At 44.6% G+C, this 21,096-nt stretch carries 20 protein-coding genes; 11 read left to right on the forward strand and 9 right to left on the reverse strand.

The features are described from left to right. Positions 1-73 precede the first annotated feature (73 nt). The 4 genes from rpoD to rpsU form a co-directional block, all read right to left on the reverse strand. Complete coding sequence (rpoD, locus tag EP13_RS03350) at positions 74-1,903, reverse strand: RNA polymerase sigma factor RpoD (protein ID WP_044056025.1); 1,830 nt, start codon at positions 1,901-1,903, stop codon at positions 74-76. Between the two features lie 324 nt (positions 1,904-2,227). Beyond that, positions 2,228-4,009: a DNA primase gene (gene dnaG, locus EP13_RS03355; protein ID WP_044056026.1), complete on the reverse strand. Its 1,782-nt coding sequence runs from the start codon at positions 4,007-4,009 to the stop codon at positions 2,228-2,230. Positions 4,010-4,131: 122 nt separating this feature from the next. Continuing rightward, positions 4,132-4,578, reverse strand: coding sequence for a GatB/YqeY domain-containing protein (locus EP13_RS03360; RefSeq protein ID WP_044056027.1), 447 nt, complete (start codon positions 4,576-4,578; stop codon positions 4,132-4,134). A gap of 98 nt (positions 4,579-4,676) precedes the next feature. Beyond that, positions 4,677-4,892: a 30S ribosomal protein S21 gene (rpsU, locus tag EP13_RS03365; RefSeq protein WP_012517258.1), complete on the reverse strand. Its 216-nt coding sequence runs from the start codon at positions 4,890-4,892 to the stop codon at positions 4,677-4,679. A gap of 399 nt (positions 4,893-5,291) precedes the next feature. On the opposite strand from rpsU, the gene tsaD reads away from it, so the two are divergent. Then, a complete protein-coding gene (tsaD, locus tag EP13_RS03370; protein ID WP_044056028.1) occupies positions 5,292-6,305 on the forward strand; it encodes a tRNA (adenosine(37)-N6)-threonylcarbamoyltransferase complex transferase subunit TsaD in 1,014 nt (337 codons plus the stop codon). A gap of 27 nt (positions 6,306-6,332) precedes the next feature. Here tsaD and plsY read toward each other — a convergent pair whose 3' ends face one another. Next, positions 6,333-6,935 carry a glycerol-3-phosphate 1-O-acyltransferase PlsY gene (gene plsY, locus EP13_RS03375; protein WP_044058708.1) on the reverse strand — a complete coding sequence of 201 codons (603 nt, stop codon included), beginning with the start codon at positions 6,933-6,935 and terminating at the stop codon, positions 6,333-6,335. A gap of 241 nt (positions 6,936-7,176) precedes the next feature. On the opposite strand from plsY, the gene folB reads away from it, so the two are divergent. Genes folB through EP13_RS03395 form a run of 4 tightly spaced genes read left to right on the forward strand, consistent with a single transcriptional unit; the run spans position 7,177 to position 9,238 of the window. Continuing rightward, positions 7,177-7,530: a dihydroneopterin aldolase gene (folB, locus tag EP13_RS03380; protein ID WP_044056029.1), complete on the forward strand. Its 354-nt coding sequence runs from the start codon at positions 7,177-7,179 to the stop codon at positions 7,528-7,530. After that, positions 7,531-8,025 (forward strand): 2-amino-4-hydroxy-6-hydroxymethyldihydropteridine diphosphokinase, encoded by a 495-nt coding sequence (gene folK / locus EP13_RS03385; protein ID WP_044056030.1) that lies wholly within the window; start codon positions 7,531-7,533, stop codon positions 8,023-8,025. 8 nt (positions 8,026-8,033) lie between these two features. Beyond that, the gene (locus EP13_RS03390; protein ID WP_044056031.1) at positions 8,034-8,834 is read left to right on the forward strand and encodes an undecaprenyl-diphosphate phosphatase; all 801 of its coding nucleotides are present in this window, start codon (positions 8,034-8,036) and stop codon (positions 8,832-8,834) included. A gap of 35 nt (positions 8,835-8,869) precedes the next feature. Further along, the gene (locus EP13_RS03395; protein WP_044056032.1) at positions 8,870-9,238 is read left to right on the forward strand and encodes a histidine triad nucleotide-binding protein; all 369 of its coding nucleotides are present in this window, start codon (positions 8,870-8,872) and stop codon (positions 9,236-9,238) included. Between the two features lie 107 nt (positions 9,239-9,345). On the opposite strand, the gene EP13_RS03400 is transcribed toward EP13_RS03395, so the two are convergent. Next, positions 9,346-11,043 carry a dipeptidyl-peptidase 3 family protein gene (locus EP13_RS03400; RefSeq protein WP_408605303.1) on the reverse strand — a complete coding sequence of 566 codons (1,698 nt, stop codon included), beginning with the start codon at positions 11,041-11,043 and terminating at the stop codon, positions 9,346-9,348. 311 nt (positions 11,044-11,354) lie between these two features. Here EP13_RS03400 and EP13_RS03405 point away from each other — a divergent pair, with 311 nt between their 5' ends. Then, entirely contained in the window at positions 11,355-12,191 is an 837-nt protein-coding gene (locus tag EP13_RS03405; RefSeq protein ID WP_044056033.1) for an HDOD domain-containing protein, read from the forward strand. Positions 12,192-12,225: 34 nt separating this feature from the next. Here the strand turns inward: EP13_RS03405 and EP13_RS03410 are convergent, their stop codons facing one another. Continuing rightward, positions 12,226-13,377 (reverse strand): benzoate/H(+) symporter BenE family transporter, encoded by a 1,152-nt coding sequence (locus EP13_RS03410; protein ID WP_044056034.1) that lies wholly within the window; start codon positions 13,375-13,377, stop codon positions 12,226-12,228. Positions 13,378-13,562: 185 nt separating this feature from the next. Here EP13_RS03410 and EP13_RS03415 point away from each other — a divergent pair, with 185 nt between their 5' ends. Beyond that, positions 13,563-14,132 carry a helix-turn-helix domain-containing protein gene (locus EP13_RS03415; protein ID WP_044056035.1) on the forward strand — a complete coding sequence of 190 codons (570 nt, stop codon included), beginning with the start codon at positions 13,563-13,565 and terminating at the stop codon, positions 14,130-14,132. Here EP13_RS03415 and rdgC read toward each other — a convergent pair. Continuing rightward, positions 14,129-15,040, reverse strand: a complete 912-nt coding sequence (gene rdgC, locus EP13_RS03420; protein WP_044056036.1) for a recombination-associated protein RdgC — start codon at positions 15,038-15,040, stop codon at positions 14,129-14,131. The two genes, EP13_RS03415 and rdgC, sit on opposite strands and share 4 nt — an antisense overlap. Before the next feature lie 88 nt (positions 15,041-15,128). Then, positions 15,129-16,862 (reverse strand): sensor histidine kinase, encoded by a 1,734-nt coding sequence (locus EP13_RS03425; protein ID WP_044056037.1) that lies wholly within the window; start codon positions 16,860-16,862, stop codon positions 15,129-15,131. A gap of 202 nt (positions 16,863-17,064) precedes the next feature. Between EP13_RS03425 and phoB the strand changes: the two genes are divergently transcribed. The 4 genes from phoB (at position 17,065) to EP13_RS03445 (ending at position 20,924) form a co-directional block, all read left to right on the forward strand. Beyond that, positions 17,065-17,754, forward strand: a complete 690-nt coding sequence (gene phoB / locus EP13_RS03430; RefSeq protein WP_044056038.1) for a phosphate regulon transcriptional regulator PhoB — start codon at positions 17,065-17,067, stop codon at positions 17,752-17,754. Positions 17,755-17,837: 83 nt separating this feature from the next. After that, on the forward strand, positions 17,838-19,139 hold the full coding sequence (phoR, locus tag EP13_RS03435) for a phosphate regulon sensor histidine kinase PhoR (protein WP_044056039.1): 1,302 nt from the start codon (positions 17,838-17,840) through the stop codon (positions 19,137-19,139). Then, entirely contained in the window at positions 19,140-20,114 is a 975-nt protein-coding gene (locus EP13_RS03440) for a PstS family phosphate ABC transporter substrate-binding protein (protein WP_044056040.1), read from the forward strand. A gap of 9 nt (positions 20,115-20,123) precedes the next feature. Further along, complete coding sequence (locus tag EP13_RS03445) at positions 20,124-20,924, forward strand: prolyl hydroxylase family protein (protein ID WP_044056041.1); 801 nt, start codon at positions 20,124-20,126, stop codon at positions 20,922-20,924. Positions 20,925-21,096: the final 172 nt, after the last annotated feature.

The raw sequence follows: 21,096 nt of genomic DNA on the forward strand, positions 1-21,096 counted from the left end.
ATTGCCAGTGGCTATTGCGGCAACGTACAGCTCTCAGGAAAGGCTGAAAGCTGTGTATTGCGCTCTTTGTTTGCTATTCATCCAAGAAGCTACGAAGCTGCTCAGAGCGGCTAGGGTGACGAAGTTTGCGAAGCGCTTTAGCTTCAATCTGACGAATACGCTCACGGGTAACGTCAAACTGCTTGCCAACTTCCTCTAGCGTGTGGTCAGTATTCATATCAATACCAAAACGCATGCGTAGTACTTTCGCTTCACGAGCGGTAAGGCCTGCTAATACTTCTTGCGTGGCGTCTTTCAAGCTGCCGCCTGTGGCCGAATCGAGGGGCTGTATAATAGTGCTGTCCTCAATAAAGTCCCCAAGATGCGAATCTTCATCGTCGCCAATAGGCGTTTCCATGGAGATAGGCTCTTTAGCAATCTTCAACACTTTGCGGATTTTATCTTCAGGCATAAGCATGCGTTCCGACAATTCCTCTGGTGTTGGCTCGCGACCCATTTCTTGCAGCATTTGACGAGAAATACGATTAAGTTTGTTAATCGTTTCTATCATGTGCACAGGAATACGTATTGTACGTGCTTGGTCGGCAATAGAGCGGGTAATCGCTTGACGAATCCACCATGTCGCATACGTTGAAAACTTATAACCACGACGATATTCAAACTTATCTACCGCCTTCATCAGGCCGATGTTACCTTCCTGAATAAGGTCAAGGAACTGCAAACCACGGTTAGTGTATTTCTTAGCAATTGAAATAACCAAACGTAGGTTGGCTTCAACCATCTCTTTTTTCGCTCGGCGAGCTTTCGCTTCACCAATCGACATGCGACGGTTAATGTCTTTGATATCAGCAATCACTAAACCCGTTTCTTGTTCAACCTGGTTCATTTTGCTAATACAGCGTTCAATCTCTTCTTGGTTGTAGGCAAGTGCGTCAGCATAAGGCGCACCAGACTTCACGGCTTCGTGTAACCACGCTGATGATGTTTCGTTTCCAGCAAACGCTTTAATAAAGTCCTTTTTAGGCATTTTTGCGTTAACAACGCAAAATTTCATTACCAAACGTTCTTGAATTCTAACCTTGTCCATCATGGCACGCATGTTTTTAACCATGCGGTCAAATTGCTTAGGTACTAATCGGAATTCTTTAAAAATATCGCTTAGTGCTGCAATTTGTTCACGTGCGGCAGGATGAGAACGGCCTTTCTTTTCAATAACATCACGGGCTTTAATATACTGTTCACGCAATTCGTCAAACCTAGCGCGAGCAAGTTCAGGATCTACACCTGTGTCTTCTTCTTCATCGTCATCATCATCGTCGTCGTCTTCATCTTCCAATTCTTCTTCAGATAATTCTGACCCGATGTGGGTGGCCGTGGGCGCTAGATCTTGATCATCGTCAGGATCAACAAAACCAGAAATAATATCGCTTAGACGAATTTCCTCTGCTTCATAAAGATCCCATTGATCAAGTAGGTAGGTGATAGCCTCGGGATATTCCGCCACTGAACACTGAACTTGGTTGATACCATCTTCAATACGCTTGGCAATTTCAATTTCGCCTTCACGGGTCAACAGTTCAACGGTGCCCATTTCACGCATGTACATGCGCACAGGGTCGGTAGTTCGGCCTATTTCACTTTCAACGGTAGCTAGCGCTTGGGCTGCTGCTTCTGCAGCATCTTCATCGGCGGTAGCTTCTTGCATGAGTAACTCGTCAGAATCTGGAGCAGATTCTGATACCTGAATACCCATGTCATTGATCATACGGATAATATCTTCGATTTGATCAGAATCGACGATATCTTGCGGCAGGTGGTCGTTAACTTCTGCAAAGGTTAAGTAACCTTGCTCTTTACCTTTTGCAATCAGGAGCTTAATCTGAGACTGCTTGCTTTGCGCCATATAACCTACACTTCTCACATTCAATTAGTTTGCAATAGAAAAGACAACACACATGATTGTATGTTCCCTTTATGCTGTCGTACTGCTAGTTGTTTACTGCCGCTTCCGCTCGATGTCACGTTAAGCTTAACGGTGCACATCTGCTCGGGTTTGGTTCTGCCCGTTATATTCGGCGATATATTTGCTACTTACGTTGCTGCATTTTTGTTCACATTTGTGATTGTAAGTATGCCTGCAGCGAATTAGCCAGTATAGCAGAATAACAGGTGGTTTTACCAGATTGGCGGCTGGTTTTTTAGCCAGTTTTTCAAGCTAACCATTAAGTCAGCTTTTCTGACGTTCCTTCATTAACAGGTTTAATTCCTCTTTCTCCGCCTTTGACAGCGGTTGAACCCGTGAACGGGAGATTAAAGTTTCAATGCGGCTATCGAAATGCCAATCAAGAAGACGAGCAAAGCTGTCGGTGTATACACGTTCAGCATCTTCGTCTTTTACGAGATGTTCTTGTAACAATAATTTCGCGATAGTAGGAGAATGGGGATGGTCACGGAAGTTTTCAACCAGTTGCGCTGTTGTAGCATGTGGATGCTGCGTACAATACTGATGAACCGCAAGTAACAAATCCATGCCTGCAGCTTGGCTACCGGCAAATACCCCAGGCTGAACTTCCTGGCATCTCGTGGCCAAAGAAGGCATGTCTAACAATAATCGAATAAGCATGCGTAAAGGCGATAAACGGGTTTTGCCCACTTGGTTAAGGTTGGGAGAGTAGCCAGGTTTACGGCCAGCATTATTCGCTTTTGAGATATCTTGCTGTAATTTAAATCTGTCGTATTCACCGGTGTGTTTCGCCAGTTCTTCTAGCAGCATTTGTTTTTGATCATCCCCTAATACGCCCTCAATAAGCGGCAGGGCCGCATTTTTTAATGCACGTTTTCCCTCGGGGGTACCCACATTGTGGGTTTTTAATAGGTTTTCGAAGAAGAACCGAGATAAGGGCATAGCGGAATCAAGCATGGTCATAAATGCCTCTTTACCGACTTGTCGCACCATGGTGTCTGGATCTTCTCCGTCAGGAAGAAACAAAAAGGATAGCCTTACGCCATCTTTTAACGCTGGAAGCGCATTTTCAAGTGCGCGCCATGCGGCTTCTCGCCCGGCTCTATCACCGTCGTAGCAGCACACAATATGTGATGTCGCGCGCACCAACATTTGGATATGCTCTGGTGTGGTGGCAGTCCCTAAGGCGGCAGTGGCAATATTAATATCAAATTGACTTAAGGCGACGACGTCCATGTATCCTTCAACAATCACCACGGTGTCGAGCTGACGATTTTGCTGACGAGCGTGGTAAAAACCAAACAGCTCGCTGCCTTTGTGGAAAATACGGGTTTCTGGCGAGTTTAAGTATTTAGGGCCGCCGTCATCTAAAACTCGACCACCAAAGCCCACCACGCGACCACGTTTATCGCGAATAGGAAACATGATTCTGTCGCGGAAAAAGTCGTATCGGCGTCCCTGATCGTTTTGATTAACCAGTTTCAGATCGATCAGTTGCTTTACTTTATCCGGACTTTTACCGAAGGTATTAAGCAGTGCGTCCCAGCTGTCTGGCGCGTAGCCAATTTCCCATTGCTTCACGATGTCGCCGCTTAATCCCCGTTGTTTCAGGTAATTAATGGCTTTTTCACTGTTACTATTCTGGCGTAACTGTTGTTGAAAAAAGCGTGCAACTTGATCCATCAAGCTATAATCATCTAATTGCTGCTGCTTTTTCTCTTCGCTCATGGCAGGACGACTGCCTTTTTCTCTGGGAACTTCCAGACCATGAAAACGGGCTAATTCTTCTATCGCTTCAACAAACTCTAGGCGGTCAAATTCCATCATGAAGGAAATGGCGTTGCCATGAGCACCACAGCCAAAGCAATGATAAAACTGCTTTTCTTGGCTTACGGTAAAAGAGGGGCTTTTCTCATTGTGGAAAGGGCAGCAGGCTTGGTAGTTCTTTCCCGCCTTCTTTAATTTAACGCGACTGTCGACAATATCGACAACATCTGTGCGTGAAAGGAGATCATCAATAAAATCGCGAGGTATTTTTCCGGCCATGAGAAGACATAAATGCTTAAAACGATAAGTACTGTACAGGGAAGTACTTTAACAGGGAAGGAGATAAATGAGAATGACAGTATAGGGTTGCCATACTGTCACCTTTTTATCACAACGGAGCGTTAGGCGTTTAAACGCGCCTTAATTTTGCCGCTTAATGCGCCCATGTCGGCTCGGCCTTGTACTTGAGGTTTAAGCACACCCATCACCTTACCCATGTCTTGCATGCCTGAAGCCCCGGTAGACGCCATTGCATCGTCGATTAAGCTATTTAATTCGTCTTCGCTTAGCGGCTTAGGTAAAAACGCTTCGATAACCACAATTTCTTCTCGCTCTTTACTGGCGAGATCGTCTCTGTTGGCGGCATCAAATTGGCTTGCTGCATCAACACGTTGTTTCACCATTTTTGTGAGAACCGCCAAAATAGCCGTATCATCTAAGGTGATTTGTTCATCAATTTCTTTTTGTTTTATTGCTGCTAGCGCCATACGAATTGTGCCAAGACGAACTTTGTCTTTTGCACGCATTGCGTCTTTTTGCGCATTTTTTAACTCGTCAATCAAAGCCATGATGCTCTCCAAAAATAGCGGGAAATAAAAATAGAGGCCCAGAAACGCGAAAGGTGCTGCAAATGCAACACCTTTCAAGCTCGTAACTTAACCCTGTTTTAGTAGAGTTTTACGCGACGTGCGTTTTCACGAGCCAACTTCTTAAGATGACGCTTTTTAGCAGCGGCTTTCTTACGCTTGCGTTCCCAAGTAGGCTTTTCGAAGAACTCACGACGACGAACTTCAGATAGTACGCCTGCTTTTTCACAAGAACGCTTAAAACGACGCAGCGCTACATCAAACGGCTCGTTTTCTCTAACTTTAACGATAGGCATTAAACACTCACCTCAAAACTTTTGCTGTGTAATTCCGGGTAAATTGTGCGCTAAAAAGGCCACCCGGGTTAAAAATGGTGCGAAATTCTAATCATTTCTACGCAGAATGTAAAGCACGAATTGCTAAAAAATAGCCAATACTGCGTATTTCTGTTTGTTACCATTTCATGAATTTGCGAATAAAGGTAAACTCTGCGCCAATTAAGCCTTTAAAAAGGGCGATGGCAGCGACAATCGGTATTGATCCTTCCCGCGAAGGCGCGGATCCTACACAAAATCGAAGAAAAGCGCGAGCATTCTACGTCGTAAGTTTTTTGTTTATTTAACGTGGTTGGCAACGGTCATCATTATGTTGCTGTTTACGCATGTTTTATTGTGAGTTATTAGGGTATTGGCACTATGCGAATTTTAGGAATTGAAACATCTTGTGATGAAACAGGTATCGCCGTATATGACGATGCGCAAGGGCTACTTTCCCATGAGTTATACAGCCAAGTAAAATTACATGCAGACTATGGCGGCGTAGTGCCAGAACTCGCCTCTCGGGATCACGTTAGAAAGATTGTCCCTTTAATTGAAAAAGCAATGGCTGATGCAAACACATCACCACAAGACCTTGATGGTGTGGCGTTTACACAAGGGCCAGGCCTGGTTGGCGCTTTGCTTGTTGGTTCATCAGTAGGGCGCTCGTTAGCCTACGCATGGAATGTACCTGCCGTAGGTGTTCATCATATGGAAGGGCATTTACTCGCCCCCATGTTAGAAACACAAGCGCCAGGCTTTCCTTTTGTTGCATTGCTTGTATCAGGCGGCCACTCTATGTTGGTGAAGGTAGAGGGTATAGGTCAGTACGAATTGTTGGGCGAATCAATTGATGATGCCGCCGGCGAAGCCTTTGACAAAACCGCAAAGCTGCTGGGGTTAGATTACCCTGGCGGGCCTTTATTGGCGAAGTTGGCTGAAAAAGGGGAGCCTGGTCATTATAAGTTTCCTCGTCCCATGACAGACAGACCAGGCTTAGATTTTAGCTTTAGTGGTTTGAAAACCTTTGCGGCCAACACGATTCGCGATAGTGACGGTAGTGAGCAGAGCCAGGCAAATATTGCCTTTGCTTTCCAAGAAGCGGTGATTGATACACTGATTATAAAATGTAAGCGCGCCCTTAAACAAACGGGAATGAAAACCTTAGTTATTGCCGGAGGGGTAAGTGCAAACACCATGTTGAGAGAGAAAATGACATCGCTCATGCAAGACATGGGCGGTGAGGTGTTCTATCCTAGCCTCGCATATTGTACCGATAATGGGGCAATGATTGCTTATGCGGGTATGCAGCGACTAAAAGCCGGTGAGACCCTACCGCTGTCATCTAAAGCCAAACCTCGTTGGCCGCTAGATGAGTTGACGGCCATTTAGTGCGTAGGTGAAACGTGATGGCAGGGTTTATTCTTTAATTTTACCCTTGTCCCAAATTTTGCTTTCGGTGCCTTGAAGGAGCCTTGTTATATTTTGCTTGTGTCGCAAAATAATAAGGAGAGAGAGCATGGCCACAGGTACTGTATACAAAGGTTTTATTAACCAAGTGAAAATGGGGGCTAACGACACGGCGACAATGGCACCTAACGAGGAATAGCCGACTAAAAACACGGTCACTATCCAACTCAATACCAGCAAACCTGCCAAGTCGAGGCCAATAGGTAGCATAGCGCCAAATGCAGTAGCCACGGCTTTCCCGCCAATGAAACCAAAGTACAGGGGAAATATGTGCCCTAGACAGGCTGCAATCGCAATTAAGCCCAAGTAAACCGGTTCTATGGCCATAAAGTAGCTGGCATACACTGGAATGGTGCCTTTCAAAATGTCCATCACTAACACCAGTAAAGCAGGTACTCGGCCACCTATACGGTACACGTTTGTTGCCCCAGGATTTTGAGAACCTGCTGTGCGAGGGTCTGGTAAGCCATACAACCTGCAAATTAAAACCGCACTAGAGAGTGAGCCAAATAAGTAGGCTACCCCCATCATCAAAAGCGTTAGCGACAGCATCATAAGCGTTAAAAATCTCTCCACGTTGGCCATTGACGGGCAGTTGCCATTTATCTTTTGCGATTACACTTATCCGTGTTGCCCCCATCGACACTACAACGGTATAGTGACCTACTCAAGTAGTCAGTAAACGCTTGTGAAGCGTAAAACTACTTTATTCTAAGTTGTTAATCTAGTTCACTTGGCGCGAACAGCAACGAATGTGTGCTAGTAAGACCAGTGCGTAATGTTGAAAAGGGTTATGGGAAAAATATTTATTGAAGGGTTATCCGTTGATACGCTCATTGGTGTATACGATTGGGAACGAGAGCGTTTAACAGAATTAAGCATAGATATTGAGCTTGAGGCAGAATTAGAAAAAGCCATGGCGTCAGATGATGTTATGGATACCATCGATTATGCCAAAGTGGCCGACTGTGTGGTTCAGGTGGGAAAAGAAAGTCAATTTGAATTACTTGAAGCCTTTGGCGCTAAAGTCATGGATACCGTGCTTCAGCAATTTCCTGTACAAGGGATTAGCATTAAAATCGTTAAGCCTGGCATTTTGCCAAATGCCCGTCGTGTGGCGGTGGCGCTTTCTCGGGCAAGAACGTGAATGGCTCTCCATCAAATATTAATTAGTGTAGGGTCGAATATCGATAGAGCGCATTATACTCGCGCTTCATTGGTTGCCATGAAAGCGTATTTCTTTAATATTAAGTGTTCGTCGGTGTATGAAAGTGAATCTGTAGGTTTTGACGGCAGCCCTTTTTATAACGCGGTCGTCAGCGCAGATACCGAACGTTCAATAGAAGATGTGTGTCATGTTCTTAAGCAAATAGAGCGAGATCATGGCCGAAAACATCAAGAAAAAAAGTTTTGTTCTCGCACCCTCGATCTCGATTTATTGACATATGATGATGTTGTCATAGATACCCCGGTGCGTTTACCGCGGGAAGAAATCCTCTACAACGCATTTGTACTGTGGCCTTTGGCTGAGTTGGTGCCAGAAGGCATTCACCCCACCACAGGCAAAAGCTATGCGCAGTTGTGGCGTGCATTTGATAAACAGAAACAGCGATTACAACCTATCAATTTTACTTGGAGCTAAGCAAAGGAATGACACTCTTTGAAATTATAATACTTGCGTTAATTCAGGGAATTACGGAGTTTTTGCCCATCAGTAGCTCGGGTCACTTATTGCTGCCAGCAGAATTATTTGGTTGGGTGAGTCAAGGCTTAGCATTTGATGTGGCCGTACACGTAGGTAGCTTGTTGGCTGTCATGATTTATTTTAGGCAAGAAATAAGTCAGATGACCGTGGCTTGGTTAACCAAGGGGTTTAGCCGAAATCAGACCACCGACAGTAAGCTGGCGTGGTATGTGATTGTGGCGACCATACCGGCGGTGATTATTGGTTTTTTAACCAAGAGCTGGATAGAAGAAAATGCGCGAACGGCACTTGTTATTGCAGCCACAACGATTTTATTTGGACTGTTACTTTGGTATGCCGACAGCAAAGCAAAACACACACGCCAATTAGACTCGCTAACATTAAAACAATCACTCGTTATTGGGTGTTTTCAAGTCTTGGCGCTAATTCCAGGCACGTCTCGCTCAGGTATTACCATGACGGCTGGATTACTCATGGGGCTAGATCGGGAAAGCTGTGCCAGGTTTTCGTTTTTATTATCTATTCCCGTCATCTTGGGAGCGGGCTTGTTGGCAACATGGGATTTACTGCAAGCGAAAGAGGCCGTTGATTGGGCTGCACTTTTCTATGGTGCTGCTTTCTCGTTTGTTAGTGCTTACTTATGTATTTACCTTTTCCTAAGCTGGATTTCCCGCATCGGTATGCTGCCTTTTGTCATTTACCGGCTATTGCTGGGCGCCCTGCTTTTATGGTTCGTTTTTGTGTAGGGAAAACCCTACGAGAGTACTTGAAGGAATAAAACGTGTCAGAGACTATTTTTACCAAAATTATAAATAAAGACATTCCCGCCGACATTTTATATGAAGATGCGTTATCGCTTGCGTTTAAAGACATTAATCCACAAGCACCGGTTCATTTTCTTGTTATCCCTAAAAAGCCTATTGCTACCATTAATGATATTGCAGAAGAAGACCGAGAAATAGTGGGGCATCTGTCGTACGTAGCTGCCAAGGTGGCGGCAGAACTCGGTGTTGCTGAACAGGGCTATCGTACGGTAATGAACTGTAACGAGTTTGGCGGCCAAACGGTTTACCATATACATTTGCATGTTTTAGCTGGGCGTCTTATGGGGTGGCCTCCTTACACCGACAAAGCGAAGCCGCTGGAGTAAGTTAAACATTGTCGCCGCCTAAGTCGTTAGGAAGTAGGAAGCGTCTTGAAATGACACAGGCTCGCCACTGGCGAGCCTGTTGGCAAAATGGATAGGTAGCATGGTCTCTAGTTTAAACCAAGCACGTCCTTTCCTTGAATAAAGTGAATATCCACAGGGATATTCGCGGCTTCAAGTTTTGCTAAATCACTAGCAAGTTGCGGTTTTATCACGCCCATCGTATCGACAAGTTCAGATACGCCGTCATAATTTCCATCACCTTGAAGGGTAAGAATAAGCTCAGACAGTGCTTCTACTGCTGCGCCCATGTTCACCATATTGACGCGATAAAACCCGTCTGGTGTTTTTTCGAAAGCGCCTTGCTGGGCAAAAAAGTTGAATCTGATCATATTGGCTTTTCCATGGGCACTTGATGCACCAAAGCGAACTGAACGGAAAATCCCTGCCATAAACGTCACATAGTAATCTTCTAATGTGCCTTCGGTGATCTCGCCCTTTTTAAGTAAGCTCTGCACCATATATAACCCTAAAATATCGGCTTTTCCTTCCTCAAGCGCAGACGCGTGCTCTTTTAAGGCCTGTCTGACTGTACCGCTGCCATTCAGCGTGTTTTTTATTCCCAAACCATGAGCGACCTCATGAAACATAGTATTGGCGAAAAAGGCGTTGAAGGTAATGTGCTGCCGCTGCTCGGGCACAATCAGAGTTTGCGCGATAGGCATTAGAATATGGTCAAACTTTGCCTGCATCGCATTTTTAAGTTGCAAGCGGCGAGTGCCTTTTTCTAGCTGAACGCGTTCGTCGTTGGGTAAGTTTATTGCAATGGTTTTGCTGCCCGCATTTGAATGCCCCGCGTAATAAACCACATCGTAGGCATTTAAGTCGGCGTCAGAACCGGGCATTTGCGCTTTATACTCTTCTGCCACGGGCAAACCCTGCTGTAGCTCTGGAAGGAAGGCTGCGTATTTTGCTAGCTTCTCACTCCATGCGAGATCTTTAATTAGGACATAAGCTTCAAAGGCAGCTTTGTATCCGAACAATTGATCTTCATAGGTTTCTATTGGGCCTAAAACCAATTCAATAGGATTGGTTTTCATGTCCATCCACGCCATGTCAGACTCAAAATATTCATCTGTCACCAGCGCTTCGGCACGCAAAGTTAAATATTCAGCAAAAGCCTGATTGTCAGCGAATGTCGCTGCTTTGCGTAGAATATCCGCTGCTCTTGAAAGCGATTGCTTGTAGGCAACCGAATAAGGCACTGAAACAAGCTTACCTGCTTCGTTTTCTTTGATAAGCGTATACAGGCTGGTTTTATCGCTAATATTTGCGCTGGCGAGTGTGGCTTTATCGACAGTGTGGGGGTAAAACTCCGCGCCGTGAGATTTAGCATCATAGCCAGACAAGAAAGGTGCATCACCGTTTAACCTGTCCCAAGGACCATAGTTTATAGCGGCAAAATGACGGATGTTTTCATTGTTAAAGCTGTTTAAAAAAGTGGCTTTATCACCAAAGAAAGCTTGCTTCCAAAATAAGTCATCCATGATTTCCGCTGCATCAATCAGCAAGCTCACCATGGTCTTTTGATTATCACTTAAATGTGAAAGGTCACTTTTTAATTCAACAGGATGATAAATATTGAGCCTAGAAGGGTCTACCAGCAGTCTAGCGGCTTCCTGTTGGGCACTATCATTACTCGACTCTGTCACTTGACTAGGCGTCTTACCACAACCGCTAGTGGCTAGAGCTACTGCTAAAGCGAGAGATAAAGGGGCATATGCTTTCATCGTTTTCTTAAATATCATCATTTATTCTATCGTTAGTTAATGCTAAAAAAATTACCGTAAATTATTCGGCAAACCCGGCCTGGTTGTCTAAGCTTAGTCTTATGTTTAATAACAATAATTATACAACTGGCATTATCATAATTGAGCAGGGGTATTCCTGCTATCATAAAAACAGTGCTTTTCTTTTTGGACGCGTCGAGTGGAAAAAAGTAAGCTTATAATAGTCACGGAAATTTGATCACCTTAAACGAGTCGATCGATATTTAACAGCAGGCAGCAGTCGTATACTGTCCGATGAGGCGGTACGGCACACTTAAAAAGGTAGGTTTATGTCTACACAGAACGCGCTTTCAACTATATTAGTTGAGAAAATCAACAATGACACATTAGTACTTCCCACGCTTCCCGCTATTGCACTGAAAGTGCGAAAGGCGGCAGATAACCCAGATATTAACCTAAACAGCATGGGTGAAGTCATTGGCCAAGACCCATCCTTAAGCGCAAGAATGATAAAAATTGCCAATAGCGCTTATATGGGCCGCAGTGTCAAAGTTGCTTCTATTAGCCAAGCCGTCACCCGTATAGGGCTTAGACAAATAAAGAACATTTCTACAGCCTTAGCCATGGAACAACTGTTTGTTTCAAAAAATGACGTGGTCGCGCGCTATCTACAAGAAGAATGGAAAAACACCGTCAATGTTGTTGCTAATTCCATGGCCGTTTTACAGCTTTATATCGCCCGAACGAAAAACCGAGAGATGAGCATGGACGCCATGACGCTAGCGGCTCTTGTACACAATATCGGTGTGCTGCCCATCTTAACGGAAGCGGAAAGGCACCCTGAGGTATTTGCTAACCCCACTTTTTTAGAAGTGGCGATTGATAAGTTATCTGGCCGAATTGGCGCAAGTATCATGCGTGAATGGGCGTTTGGTGATGTCTTTGTGGATGTTGCGAAGCACTGTAAAGATCTGAGTTTTATACCAGAAAACGTGTCTTACGTTGATTTTGTAAGAGTGGGAGCGGCTCTGGCTGGCTCCATGGAAAGTCAAAAAGATGCGGTGTTAAACCTTGCCGTTCAGCGGGATGTAGTAGACGATATTGCGATCCTGCATTCAGACGAATTTGCAGAGCTTTCTGCGGCGGCCAGACAGATTTTTGCCTAGCTTTCCGTCGTTATGGTGGCAAGGATAACCCAGGTTATTTTTGCCGCCTTTCTACAAACAACAAAATAAGTCCGAGTAAAAGCCCCCATACCGCGGAGGAAATGGTCAAGAACGTAAAGCCAGATGCTGTGCATAAAAAGGTGACAAGTGCCGCATGACGGTGTTGCTCATCGCGTAAACTCTGTGCCAGAGATGTTTTTAGTGTGGCTAACAACGCTAACCCCGCCAATAAATGCACGACCACCACAGGCATTGCCACAAACAGAACCACCACCAAAGACGCTAACGCCCCCATCAGTAAATACCCGCAGCCAGCCATTATTGCGGCTTTATAGCGCTGATTCTTATCCGGGTCTGCGTCCTTGCCCATGCATAACGCGGCGGTAATGGCAGCTAAATTGAAAGTAAAACCACCAAAGGGGGCTAACACTAATTGTATCAGTGCAATTCCGCTTAAAATCGGCTTATGCTGGGGCGTATACCCGTGAGCATGATGAATAGCGATCCCGGGTAAATTTTGCGACAGGGTAGTAATGATAAAAAGAGGAATAGCTAACCCAATCGTCGCAGAAAGAGAAAATGTAGGTGTTACCCACACTGGAATAGGAGGGGTGAAGTGGATATCTATGACGCCTTGCAATGAATAACTGACGACAATGGACAGTGCCAAAAGCATCAGCATGAGGTATCTGGCGAAAAATAAGCTACCCAAAATGTAGGCCGCAAGATAGAGAAAAACAATAAAAGGGTGGTTGCCTACGTCAACAAACACAGCTAAGCATATGGGCAACAGTATGCCTGCCAGCAATGCTGATGAAATCGAAGAAGGAATTCGCTTTATGGCGTTAAGTAACAGTGTACTTTGTGCGGTGGCCAGTGAGAGTAACGCACACACAACAAACGCACCTATGCTCTCTGCTAAAGTATAATCTCCTACATTACCGATTAAAAAGGCGGCTCCTGGGGTAGACCAGGCCGTGACCACAGGCATTTTGGTCAGCCAGGAGAAAATGATACAAGAAACTCCCATCCCCAAGCCCAGTGCTAACAGCCAGCTAATGATCATATCGTCGTTAGCGCCGGCCTTTCGGGCTAAATCAATCACAATGACAATAGCGCTGCTATACCCAACCACCACCGCGGTAAACCCAGCTGTGACATGACGAAGTGAAAAAGACGGAATCATTCTGGGGCTGTCCCTTTTTTATTGAGTTATATCGTTGTGCGTTATAACGTACAAGATTGCTACTATATCACTTGTGCGCTATAACGCACAAGTGATGGGTGGCACCTTAGCCTTAGCGGCGTTCGAATACAGGTAAAACGGTGGGCTAAGAGTGACTAATCTAATGCAATTTATTGGCAGGTAGAATGAAGAATAAAAAAGATGAAGTGTTTGCTTACTGTATTTCAGAGCGGCTAAAAGCAATAAGACAAGAAAGGGGATTGTCGTTAGACAAAACTGCGGCGCTCACCGGGGTATCTAAAGCCATGCTCGGGCAAATTGAGCGGTGTGAATCTAGCCCCACAATAGCCAAGTTATGGAAAATAGCCACGGGGTTACAGGTTTCTTTTTCTTCCTTTTTAACAGCAGAATCATGCCATTCAATTGCAGAAGGTGAAGGCTCGATTTACGACCCTAACATGCATGTAAAAACGCTGTTTTCTTACGATAAATCAAAACAATTTGAAGCCTTCGACATTACACTTACCGCCCTACACCAACAGCAGTCTACCGCGCATCAGAAAGGTGTGAGTGAACATATTCATGTGTTGGAAGGTAGACTGGGAATATTCACCAAGGGGCAATGGCATATTATAGAGGCTGGTCAGCAATGGGTGTTTGACGCAGACCAACCTCATAGGTACGAAGACAAAGTAGGGAAAACCCGTTTTCTCACTATCATCCATTACCCAAATGCATCGAAAAATGAGAACTAAAGGTTATCTTCGTTAAGGTTTAATGCCGTGCGCAAAAATCCCATTAGGGTACATACTTCTGCAGACATTAACGCAAACTCGGCGTCAAGCCTTGCTTCTACTTGGTCCTTAGGCACATCATCGGTTTCTTCTTTCAACCTATCGGTAAATTTCACTCGCTTGAGGGACCCATCTTCTGCAATCACAGCGGTAAGGGACTCTTGGTATTCAAACGCGACTTTTTGAACCAACTTGCCAGCATCAAGGTGAATGCTAATCTCGTCACTGTCTAATGGTTGATTCTTACAGCGGATAATACTGCCTGAGTCATCCGTTGATTTAAACTCTGCTTCTTCTAATAACCCAATACCGTCTGGCGCATTGTCAGTTAGCCAATGGGTAAGCTCTGACTGTAAGCTATGGCGAGCAAAAGGAACAACCGGAAGGGAGCCAATCGCTTTGCGAACAAGGGCCAGAAAGGCTTCGGCTTTTCCGTCTGCTGAGGCGTCGACAACCACCAGGTTATCGGCAAGGGAAATAAAGCCATGGGTGTAGCTGTTTTTAGTAAAGGCTTGTGGCAGTAATCGGGTTTGTATTTCTTGTTTGAGATCGGCCTTGGCTTTTTTACCTACCGGCGCACCCGTTTCCATTTCGATTTTCGCCACCATCTCGTCAAGTTCTGCATTGACCACAGCCGCAGGGAGGATTTTTTCTTGTTTTTTAACGGTTATCCAGTAGCGCTGCTGCACACAGTGAAACATCGCACCCTGCTTTCCGGCTTGTGAAAATGGTGACGCAAAGCCCATAGTAGCAACATCCTGACTACCGCAAGGGCGAAAGGCTTGAGCCTGTAATGCGCTTTCTAAGTCTTCATCGTTCAGCGAGAGAGGCTGGGTAATTTGATAAGCTTTTATGTTTTTGAACCACATGATAGGGATGTCTCTTTTCAAAACGGGGCGCAAGCGTACCAATCAAGCCGCTGCTTCGCAACGCAAAATGCGCCCCAGATAGTGAATGTTAGGCGCCAAGGCCGGTGGGGAAATGAATGCTATACGTTAGCCCTTGGTAAGGTTCGCTGCGCGCCTCAATATGCCCTGACAAAGACTGGGTCACTAAATTGTATATGATGTGCGTACCCAGGCCGCTTCCGCCATCTTCGCGCTTAGTCGTGAAAAAAGCATCGAACAATTTTTCTAGGTGCGACTCAGATAGCCCTTTGCCATTGTCTTGGTAAAGCATGGCAACTTCGTTATTTGCCTGGGTGACTTCAAGTGAAATGACCCCTTCATTGGTGCTCTCAAAACCGTGCACTAATGAATTCATCACCATATTTGTGACTATTTGTGCAATCGCTCCCGGAGCGCAGCGTATGACCAAATCAGGGGGGCAATTTACCTTAATAACATGGTGGGTTTGTTTGAAGCTCGGTTTAAGGGATTGCACAATTTCAGCCAAATAGTCATTTAAATTAAACTCACGTACAGCGTCACTTGTTTGGTCTACCGCAACTTGTTTAAAGCTGGCAATCAGCTCTGATGCTCGGTTTAGGTTGGTCAGCAGTAGATGGGTGGTTTGCTCAGCTTCATCAATAAAATTTGCCATGTTTTTTGTGGTTAAACTTTTATCTTCAAAGTTTGATTTCACATTATTTAAGCGTTCTTGTAAAAAGCTGGCTGCGGTAACACTTACGCCCAATGGTGTATTGACATCGTGAGCTATACCTGCCACTAACCCGCCTAAAGAGGCCATTCTTTCCGAATCGACTAATTGATCTTTCGCTAATTGCAAATGCTCCATAGAGCTGGCGATCTCATCATTACGTTTGCGAAGTTCATCCTCAATATAGCGGCGATTTTCTATTTCCTGCCTCAACTCTCTTTGGTTGGCAATTAATTCATCTTTTTGTTGTTCTAAATCCAACATAATTTGCGAAAGTGACGCGGTTTTCTTAGCGACTTCTTGCTCTAAAATTAGGTTTTGGTCATCGAGTTTTTTATTCGCATGTCGAAGTTGTTCCTGGGTGCCCTTAAGTTTCGAATGCGAGGCAATTAAGTCGTCGATAACCTGATTGTATGATTCCTTTAGCTGTAATATTTCACACTCATCGACTTTTCGTATGACGAGTTTGCTGTCTTCAGGATGCTGAGGATCGAAGCTTTCCATTTGCTGCGTAATTTCGCCTAATGGCTCAGAAAGCATATTTCTAAAGGCGGTCATGAATAAAAAAACCAAAAAGGTGGTTTTTAAAATCGCATTGCCAATGAGAAAGAAAATGCCCACTTCGATTCTGCCAAAAATAGTATCGAAACTTGAATATAAAGTGACGTCGCCAACGGTAGATTCTCGGCCAGCAAATTTGAAAATAAGCGGAAAGGTATAACTAAATAACCCCCCTGAATGGTCTTCAATGACCGCTTCTTGTACCGTGTTACTCGTTCGTTGTGCTTTAATGCCAAACTCTGCGACAAAATTGCCGTTTTCCCCTCTTACTTGCACGCCCTCTACAATGGGCAGTTCAAGAAGGCCCTCGGCGATAGAGCGGGCTTGTTCGGTATTCAATTCCCACAGTGCACGAGTTAGGCTAGATGAGAAGGTGTTTTTTAAGGTTTGTAATTCACCTTCAACATGATTTTTGGTACTTAAATATTCGGTAAATATTTGGCCTACAGTAACGATGACAGTAAGAATGAAGTAAACAGAAAGCACTCTGGTTAATAATTTTTTCGATAACCCAGTTTTAATGGCCTTCATTGATAAAACTGCTCCGATGTTAAAATATCCGTTTACGCTATAGCCAAGAATATGCATAAAAGAATGAATAAACAAGCAGGTGAATTTAAACTTTAGCTTATGTACCAATAAACAAGTTGACACATAAATGTAATCGTTTTAATAAAAGTGTCATAGAGCACATGAATAATAGCGGCGATTTGTGATGAGCAGGAAAACAACAATGTCTCGAACAGTTTTGGTGGTTGAGGACGAAGCGCCCATCCGTGAAATGCTTAAATTTGTGCTTGAGCAATCTGGCTTCAATATTATTGAAGCTGAAGATTTCGATATTGCACAAGAAAAAATTTGTGAGCCTTACCCAGATTTAATTCTACTCGATTGGATGCTACCTGGCGGCAGCGGTGTGCAATTGGCAAAGGGCCTAAAGCAACATGAGTTTACTCGTGATATCCCCGTTATTATGCTTACCGCACGAGGTGAGGAAGAAGATAAAATTCGTGGATTAGATGCAGGGGCTGATGATTACGTTACCAAGCCGTTTTCACCTAAAGAACTCATTGCGCGAATTAAAGCCGTGATGCGTCGTGTTACGCCTACGTCTAACGAAGAACCAATCGAATTTAACGGGCTCAAGTTAGAACCTGTTTCTCATCGTGTAATGGCTAACGATGAACCTCTAGATATGGGGCCCACGGAATTTAAGCTGTTACATTTCTTTATGACGCACCCAGAACGTGTATATAGCCGTGAGTTGTTGCTCGATAATGTTTGGGGAACAAATGTGTATGTTGAAGATCGAACCGTTGACGTACATATCAGACGCCTACGCAAAGCTATCTCTCGTCATGGTCATGATGCTATGATTCAGACAGTGCGTGGAGCCGGTTATCGGTTTTCTACCAAATTATAGTCGGTTAGGTTTTGTTATTTTGGTTTAGGGGCGCAGGCGCCTAAACCCGCAATTGTTTTCTCCTCTTTAGGCCTATTTTTATTATGTATTACCCATTCTCCTGGTTGAGAAGCTCTCTTCGATTAGTTTTATACCTGTTGGTATTCGCGCTAATCGGGTGGTACATCGATGATATGCTTTTAGCCATCGCAATAGGCGCGACACTACTACTGCTGTTTAATTATTGGCACTTATATAAATTAAATCGTTGGCTGTGGCACAGTCGAAAAATGTCTCCGCCTATGGTGAAAGGGGTGTGGGAGCATATTTATGAAGGTATTTATTATCTTCAACGCCGAAACAGAAATAAACGTAAAGAACTCGGGGAACTGGTAAAGCGCTTTAGAGAAGGGTCGGAAGCCCTGCCTGATGCTGCAGTTGTGGTGGATTCTAAAGCTTGCATTATTTGGTGCAACCGTTTGGCACGTCTCGACCTAGGCTTAAAGTGGCCGCAAGACGCAGGCAGGCGATTAGATAACTTGCTACGTCACCCTGAGTTTATCCAGTATTTTCATGCTGGTAACTTTAAATATCCAATAGAAGTGCCGTCACCCACCAATCCGAACAAAACCTTTGAATACCGCATAATGCCCTATGGCGAAGAACACTTATTGTTAATTGCCAGGGATATCACTCGGGTGTCGCAGCTCGAAGAAATGCGTAAAGACTTCGTGGCCAATGTGTCTCACGAATTACGTACACCGCTTACTGTGATAAACGGTTATTTAGAAATAATACCGATGGACGAAGACGCTGATCCTTTTATGCAAAAAGCCATGAAAGAGATGACTGCGCAAACCCACCGTATGCAAAACCTTATTGAGGATTTGCTTGTACTTTCTCGTATTGAAGCAAGCTCTGAACGTATTTATGAAAATGTAGTGAACATGCCTGCGGTGTTAAAGCAGATAGAGCTAGAAGCCAACACCCTCAATAAAGAAAAGCAGCATACTATCCGGTTTCATGTTGCACCAGATTTACAAGTTTATGGCGTTGAAACCGAGATACGCAGTGCCTGTTCAAACCTGGTATTCAATGCGGTACATTATACGCCTGCAAAAGGCGAAATAAACGTACATTGGCAAAGTACGCCGCAAGGTGCTCGTTTCTCCGTAGTTGATAACGGCGAAGGCATTGAGCCTGGGCATCTCAACCGACTAACAGAACGTTTTTACCGCGTCGATAAGGCAAGATCGCGAAAAACCGGCGGTTCAGGTTTGGGGCTTTCTATTGTAAAACATGTATTAAGCCATCATAATTCTCGTCTAGAAATTACCAGTACGGTGGGCGAGGGCAGTCAGTTTTCCTTCGTATTAGATAAAGAGCTCATTGCGGAGCAAGAGTAAATGTGGTCAAGGCGTGTTTCATCTTTATTGTGTTTTTTTTCGTTCTTCTGTGTCTCTCATATCGCGTTATCCGCCCCTGAAAATAGGCCTATTGATGTCCCTGAGTATGAACGCCAACCCGGGGTCGCTGGAAAAATCACCTCTGTAGGTTCAGATACTCTCGCCAACTTAATGACGTTTTGGTCTCAAGAGTTTAAAGCGCTTTATCCGCAAGTTGGATTTCAAATTCAAGCATCCGGTTCGTCTACTGCTCCCCCAGCCCTAATTGAGGGGACGGCGACCATTGGCCCAATGAGCCGTGAATTAAAACCCAGTGAAGTAAGAGATTTTGTGCGTAAACATGGGTATCCGCCAGTGGTGCTGAAAGTGGCTATGGATGCCATAGCGATTTTTGTAGAGAGACGAAATCCGCTGGAAGGGCTAACATTAAAGCAAGTTGATGCGATTTTTTCTGAAACCCAATACTGTGGTGGGAATGGCAATATCGAGCGTTGGTCACAATTGGGCTTAACTGACCCAGAATTTCAGGGCCCTATACGCTTATATGGTCGTAATTCCGTATCTGGAACCTATGGGTTATTCAAAGTTATCGCCTTGTGTGATGGCGACTTCAGCAACACGGTTAACGAACAACCCGGTTCTGCGTCAGTTGTGCTCTCTGTTGCATCTGGTGAAGGTGCCATGGGATACGCTGCTTATGGATATAAAACAGCGGGCGTAAGGGCCTTGCCCTTGGGGGAAACCATGGATACGCTCACGCCCTTAAGTATCGATACAGTGAGAAGCGAGTCATACCCTTTTGCTCGCTTCCTTTATCTGGTAGTGAATAAAAAGCCGGGTGAACCTCTGCCCACGTTAGAGCGGGAATTTCTGCGCTATGTATTGTCTAGACAAGGGCAGCAGCAGGTGGTGAGAGATGGCTATTTTCCTATTCGTGAAGATGTCCTTGTGCGTCAGCGACGAATTTTAGAGTGACATCAGGTTATGAGTAACGTCGCGCCAGAATGGAAAAGTTGGGTGGTTAAGTGCTTACTTAGCGGTCAAAACACCGTGTCTATTGCGCAAACACTTTACGAAAATGGTTTTGTTCCTTCCGTTATTCGCACACTTTTAGGTAGTAACCTACCCCCGAATATTGCCTTTTCACACGAGAGTGAATTTTATCGCGCCCTTGCAAACGCAGCAATAATCAACAACACAAACGCTGAAAAATTGGTTTCTGACGATAGAATACAGTTATATGCCATTGACGGCTTTTTAACGAAAGAGGAATGTGAGGGTGTTATTCAGCTATCAAAAGACAAGCTAGCGCCGTCAAAACTCGCAGGCGCTGCGTCTTCCGACAATATTCGTACCTCGTCTACCTGTGAACTCGCATTTTTGAATAACCCTTTAGTGGAGGCAATTAATACTAAGATTGTTGACGCCCTGCAGTTAGGGGTAGGTGAGAAAGAGGTTATTCAAGCGCAGCATTATAACGTGGGGGAATATTACAAACCACATTATGACTTTTTCCCCCCAGGCACGCCGCAGTATAAAGCCCATTGTGCTGCACGAGGGCAAAGAAGTTGGACCTGTATGATTTACCTGAACGAAGATTGTGACGGGGGGCATACTCGATTTACTAAGTTGAAACTCGCAATCAAACCCAAAATCGGCAAGGCACTATTTTGGAATAACCTCTTGTACGATGGGCAACCAAATCTTAATAGTATTCATTTCGCTGAGCCTGTCACAGACGGTAATAAAACTGTCATAACCAAGTGGTTTCGTACAAAAAACTAACGGCGAGGGACATGCTTTTTCAATAAGATACTGAAGTTGATTGAGAAAATCTTTCTCGATCATCGGGTTAGCTTAAATTCCAAAAAGTTCCAATAAAATTCCAAAGATTTTCCTTTTGTAACAAAAATGTCACCCATGTCATTTACTCTCTACGAAACCTAAAAATCCATAC

This window comes from Alteromonas australica (assembly GCF_000730385.1).
Taxonomy (GTDB): domain Bacteria; phylum Pseudomonadota; class Gammaproteobacteria; order Enterobacterales; family Alteromonadaceae; genus Alteromonas; species Alteromonas australica.

Bases quoted from the DNA above. Each gene is read 5' to 3' on its own strand.
- phoR (WP_044056039.1), top strand. From the start codon at position 17,838: ATGTATTACCCATTCTCCTGGTTGAGAAGCTCTCTTCGATTAGTTTTA.
- EP13_RS03425 (WP_044056037.1), bottom strand. From the start codon at position 16,862: ATGAAGGCCATTAAAACTGGGTTATCGAAAAAATTATTAACCAGAGTG.
- EP13_RS03445 (WP_044056041.1), top strand. From the start codon at position 20,124: ATGAGTAACGTCGCGCCAGAATGGAAAAGTTGGGTGGTTAAGTGCTTA.
- EP13_RS03405 (WP_044056033.1), top strand. From the start codon at position 11,355: ATGTCTACACAGAACGCGCTTTCAACTATATTAGTTGAGAAAATCAAC.
- EP13_RS03360 (WP_044056027.1), bottom strand. From the start codon at position 4,578: ATGGCTTTGATTGACGAGTTAAAAAATGCGCAAAAAGACGCAATGCGT.
- EP13_RS03390 (WP_044056031.1), top strand. From the start codon at position 8,034: ATGACACTCTTTGAAATTATAATACTTGCGTTAATTCAGGGAATTACG.
- EP13_RS03415 (WP_044056035.1), top strand. From the start codon at position 13,563: ATGAAGAATAAAAAAGATGAAGTGTTTGCTTACTGTATTTCAGAGCGG.
- rdgC (WP_044056036.1), bottom strand. From the start codon at position 15,040: ATGTGGTTCAAAAACATAAAAGCTTATCAAATTACCCAGCCTCTCTCG.
- folB (WP_044056029.1), top strand. From the start codon at position 7,177: ATGGGAAAAATATTTATTGAAGGGTTATCCGTTGATACGCTCATTGGT.
- EP13_RS03440 (WP_044056040.1), top strand. From the start codon at position 19,140: ATGTGGTCAAGGCGTGTTTCATCTTTATTGTGTTTTTTTTCGTTCTTC.
- rpsU (WP_012517258.1), bottom strand. From the start codon at position 4,892: ATGCCTATCGTTAAAGTTAGAGAAAACGAGCCGTTTGATGTAGCGCTG.
- tsaD (WP_044056028.1), top strand. From the start codon at position 5,292: ATGCGAATTTTAGGAATTGAAACATCTTGTGATGAAACAGGTATCGCC.
- rpoD (WP_044056025.1), bottom strand. From the start codon at position 1,903: ATGGCGCAAAGCAAGCAGTCTCAGATTAAGCTCCTGATTGCAAAAGGT.
- dnaG (WP_044056026.1), bottom strand. From the start codon at position 4,009: ATGGCCGGAAAAATACCTCGCGATTTTATTGATGATCTCCTTTCACGC.
- EP13_RS03410 (WP_044056034.1), bottom strand. From the start codon at position 13,377: ATGATTCCGTCTTTTTCACTTCGTCATGTCACAGCTGGGTTTACCGCG.
- folK (WP_044056030.1), top strand. From the start codon at position 7,531: ATGGCTCTCCATCAAATATTAATTAGTGTAGGGTCGAATATCGATAGA.
- phoB (WP_044056038.1), top strand. From the start codon at position 17,065: ATGTCTCGAACAGTTTTGGTGGTTGAGGACGAAGCGCCCATCCGTGAA.
- EP13_RS03400 (WP_408605303.1), bottom strand. From the start codon at position 11,043: ATGATATTTAAGAAAACGATGAAAGCATATGCCCCTTTATCTCTCGCT.
- plsY (WP_044058708.1), bottom strand. From the start codon at position 6,935: ATGCTGTCGCTAACGCTTTTGATGATGGGGGTAGCCTACTTATTTGGC.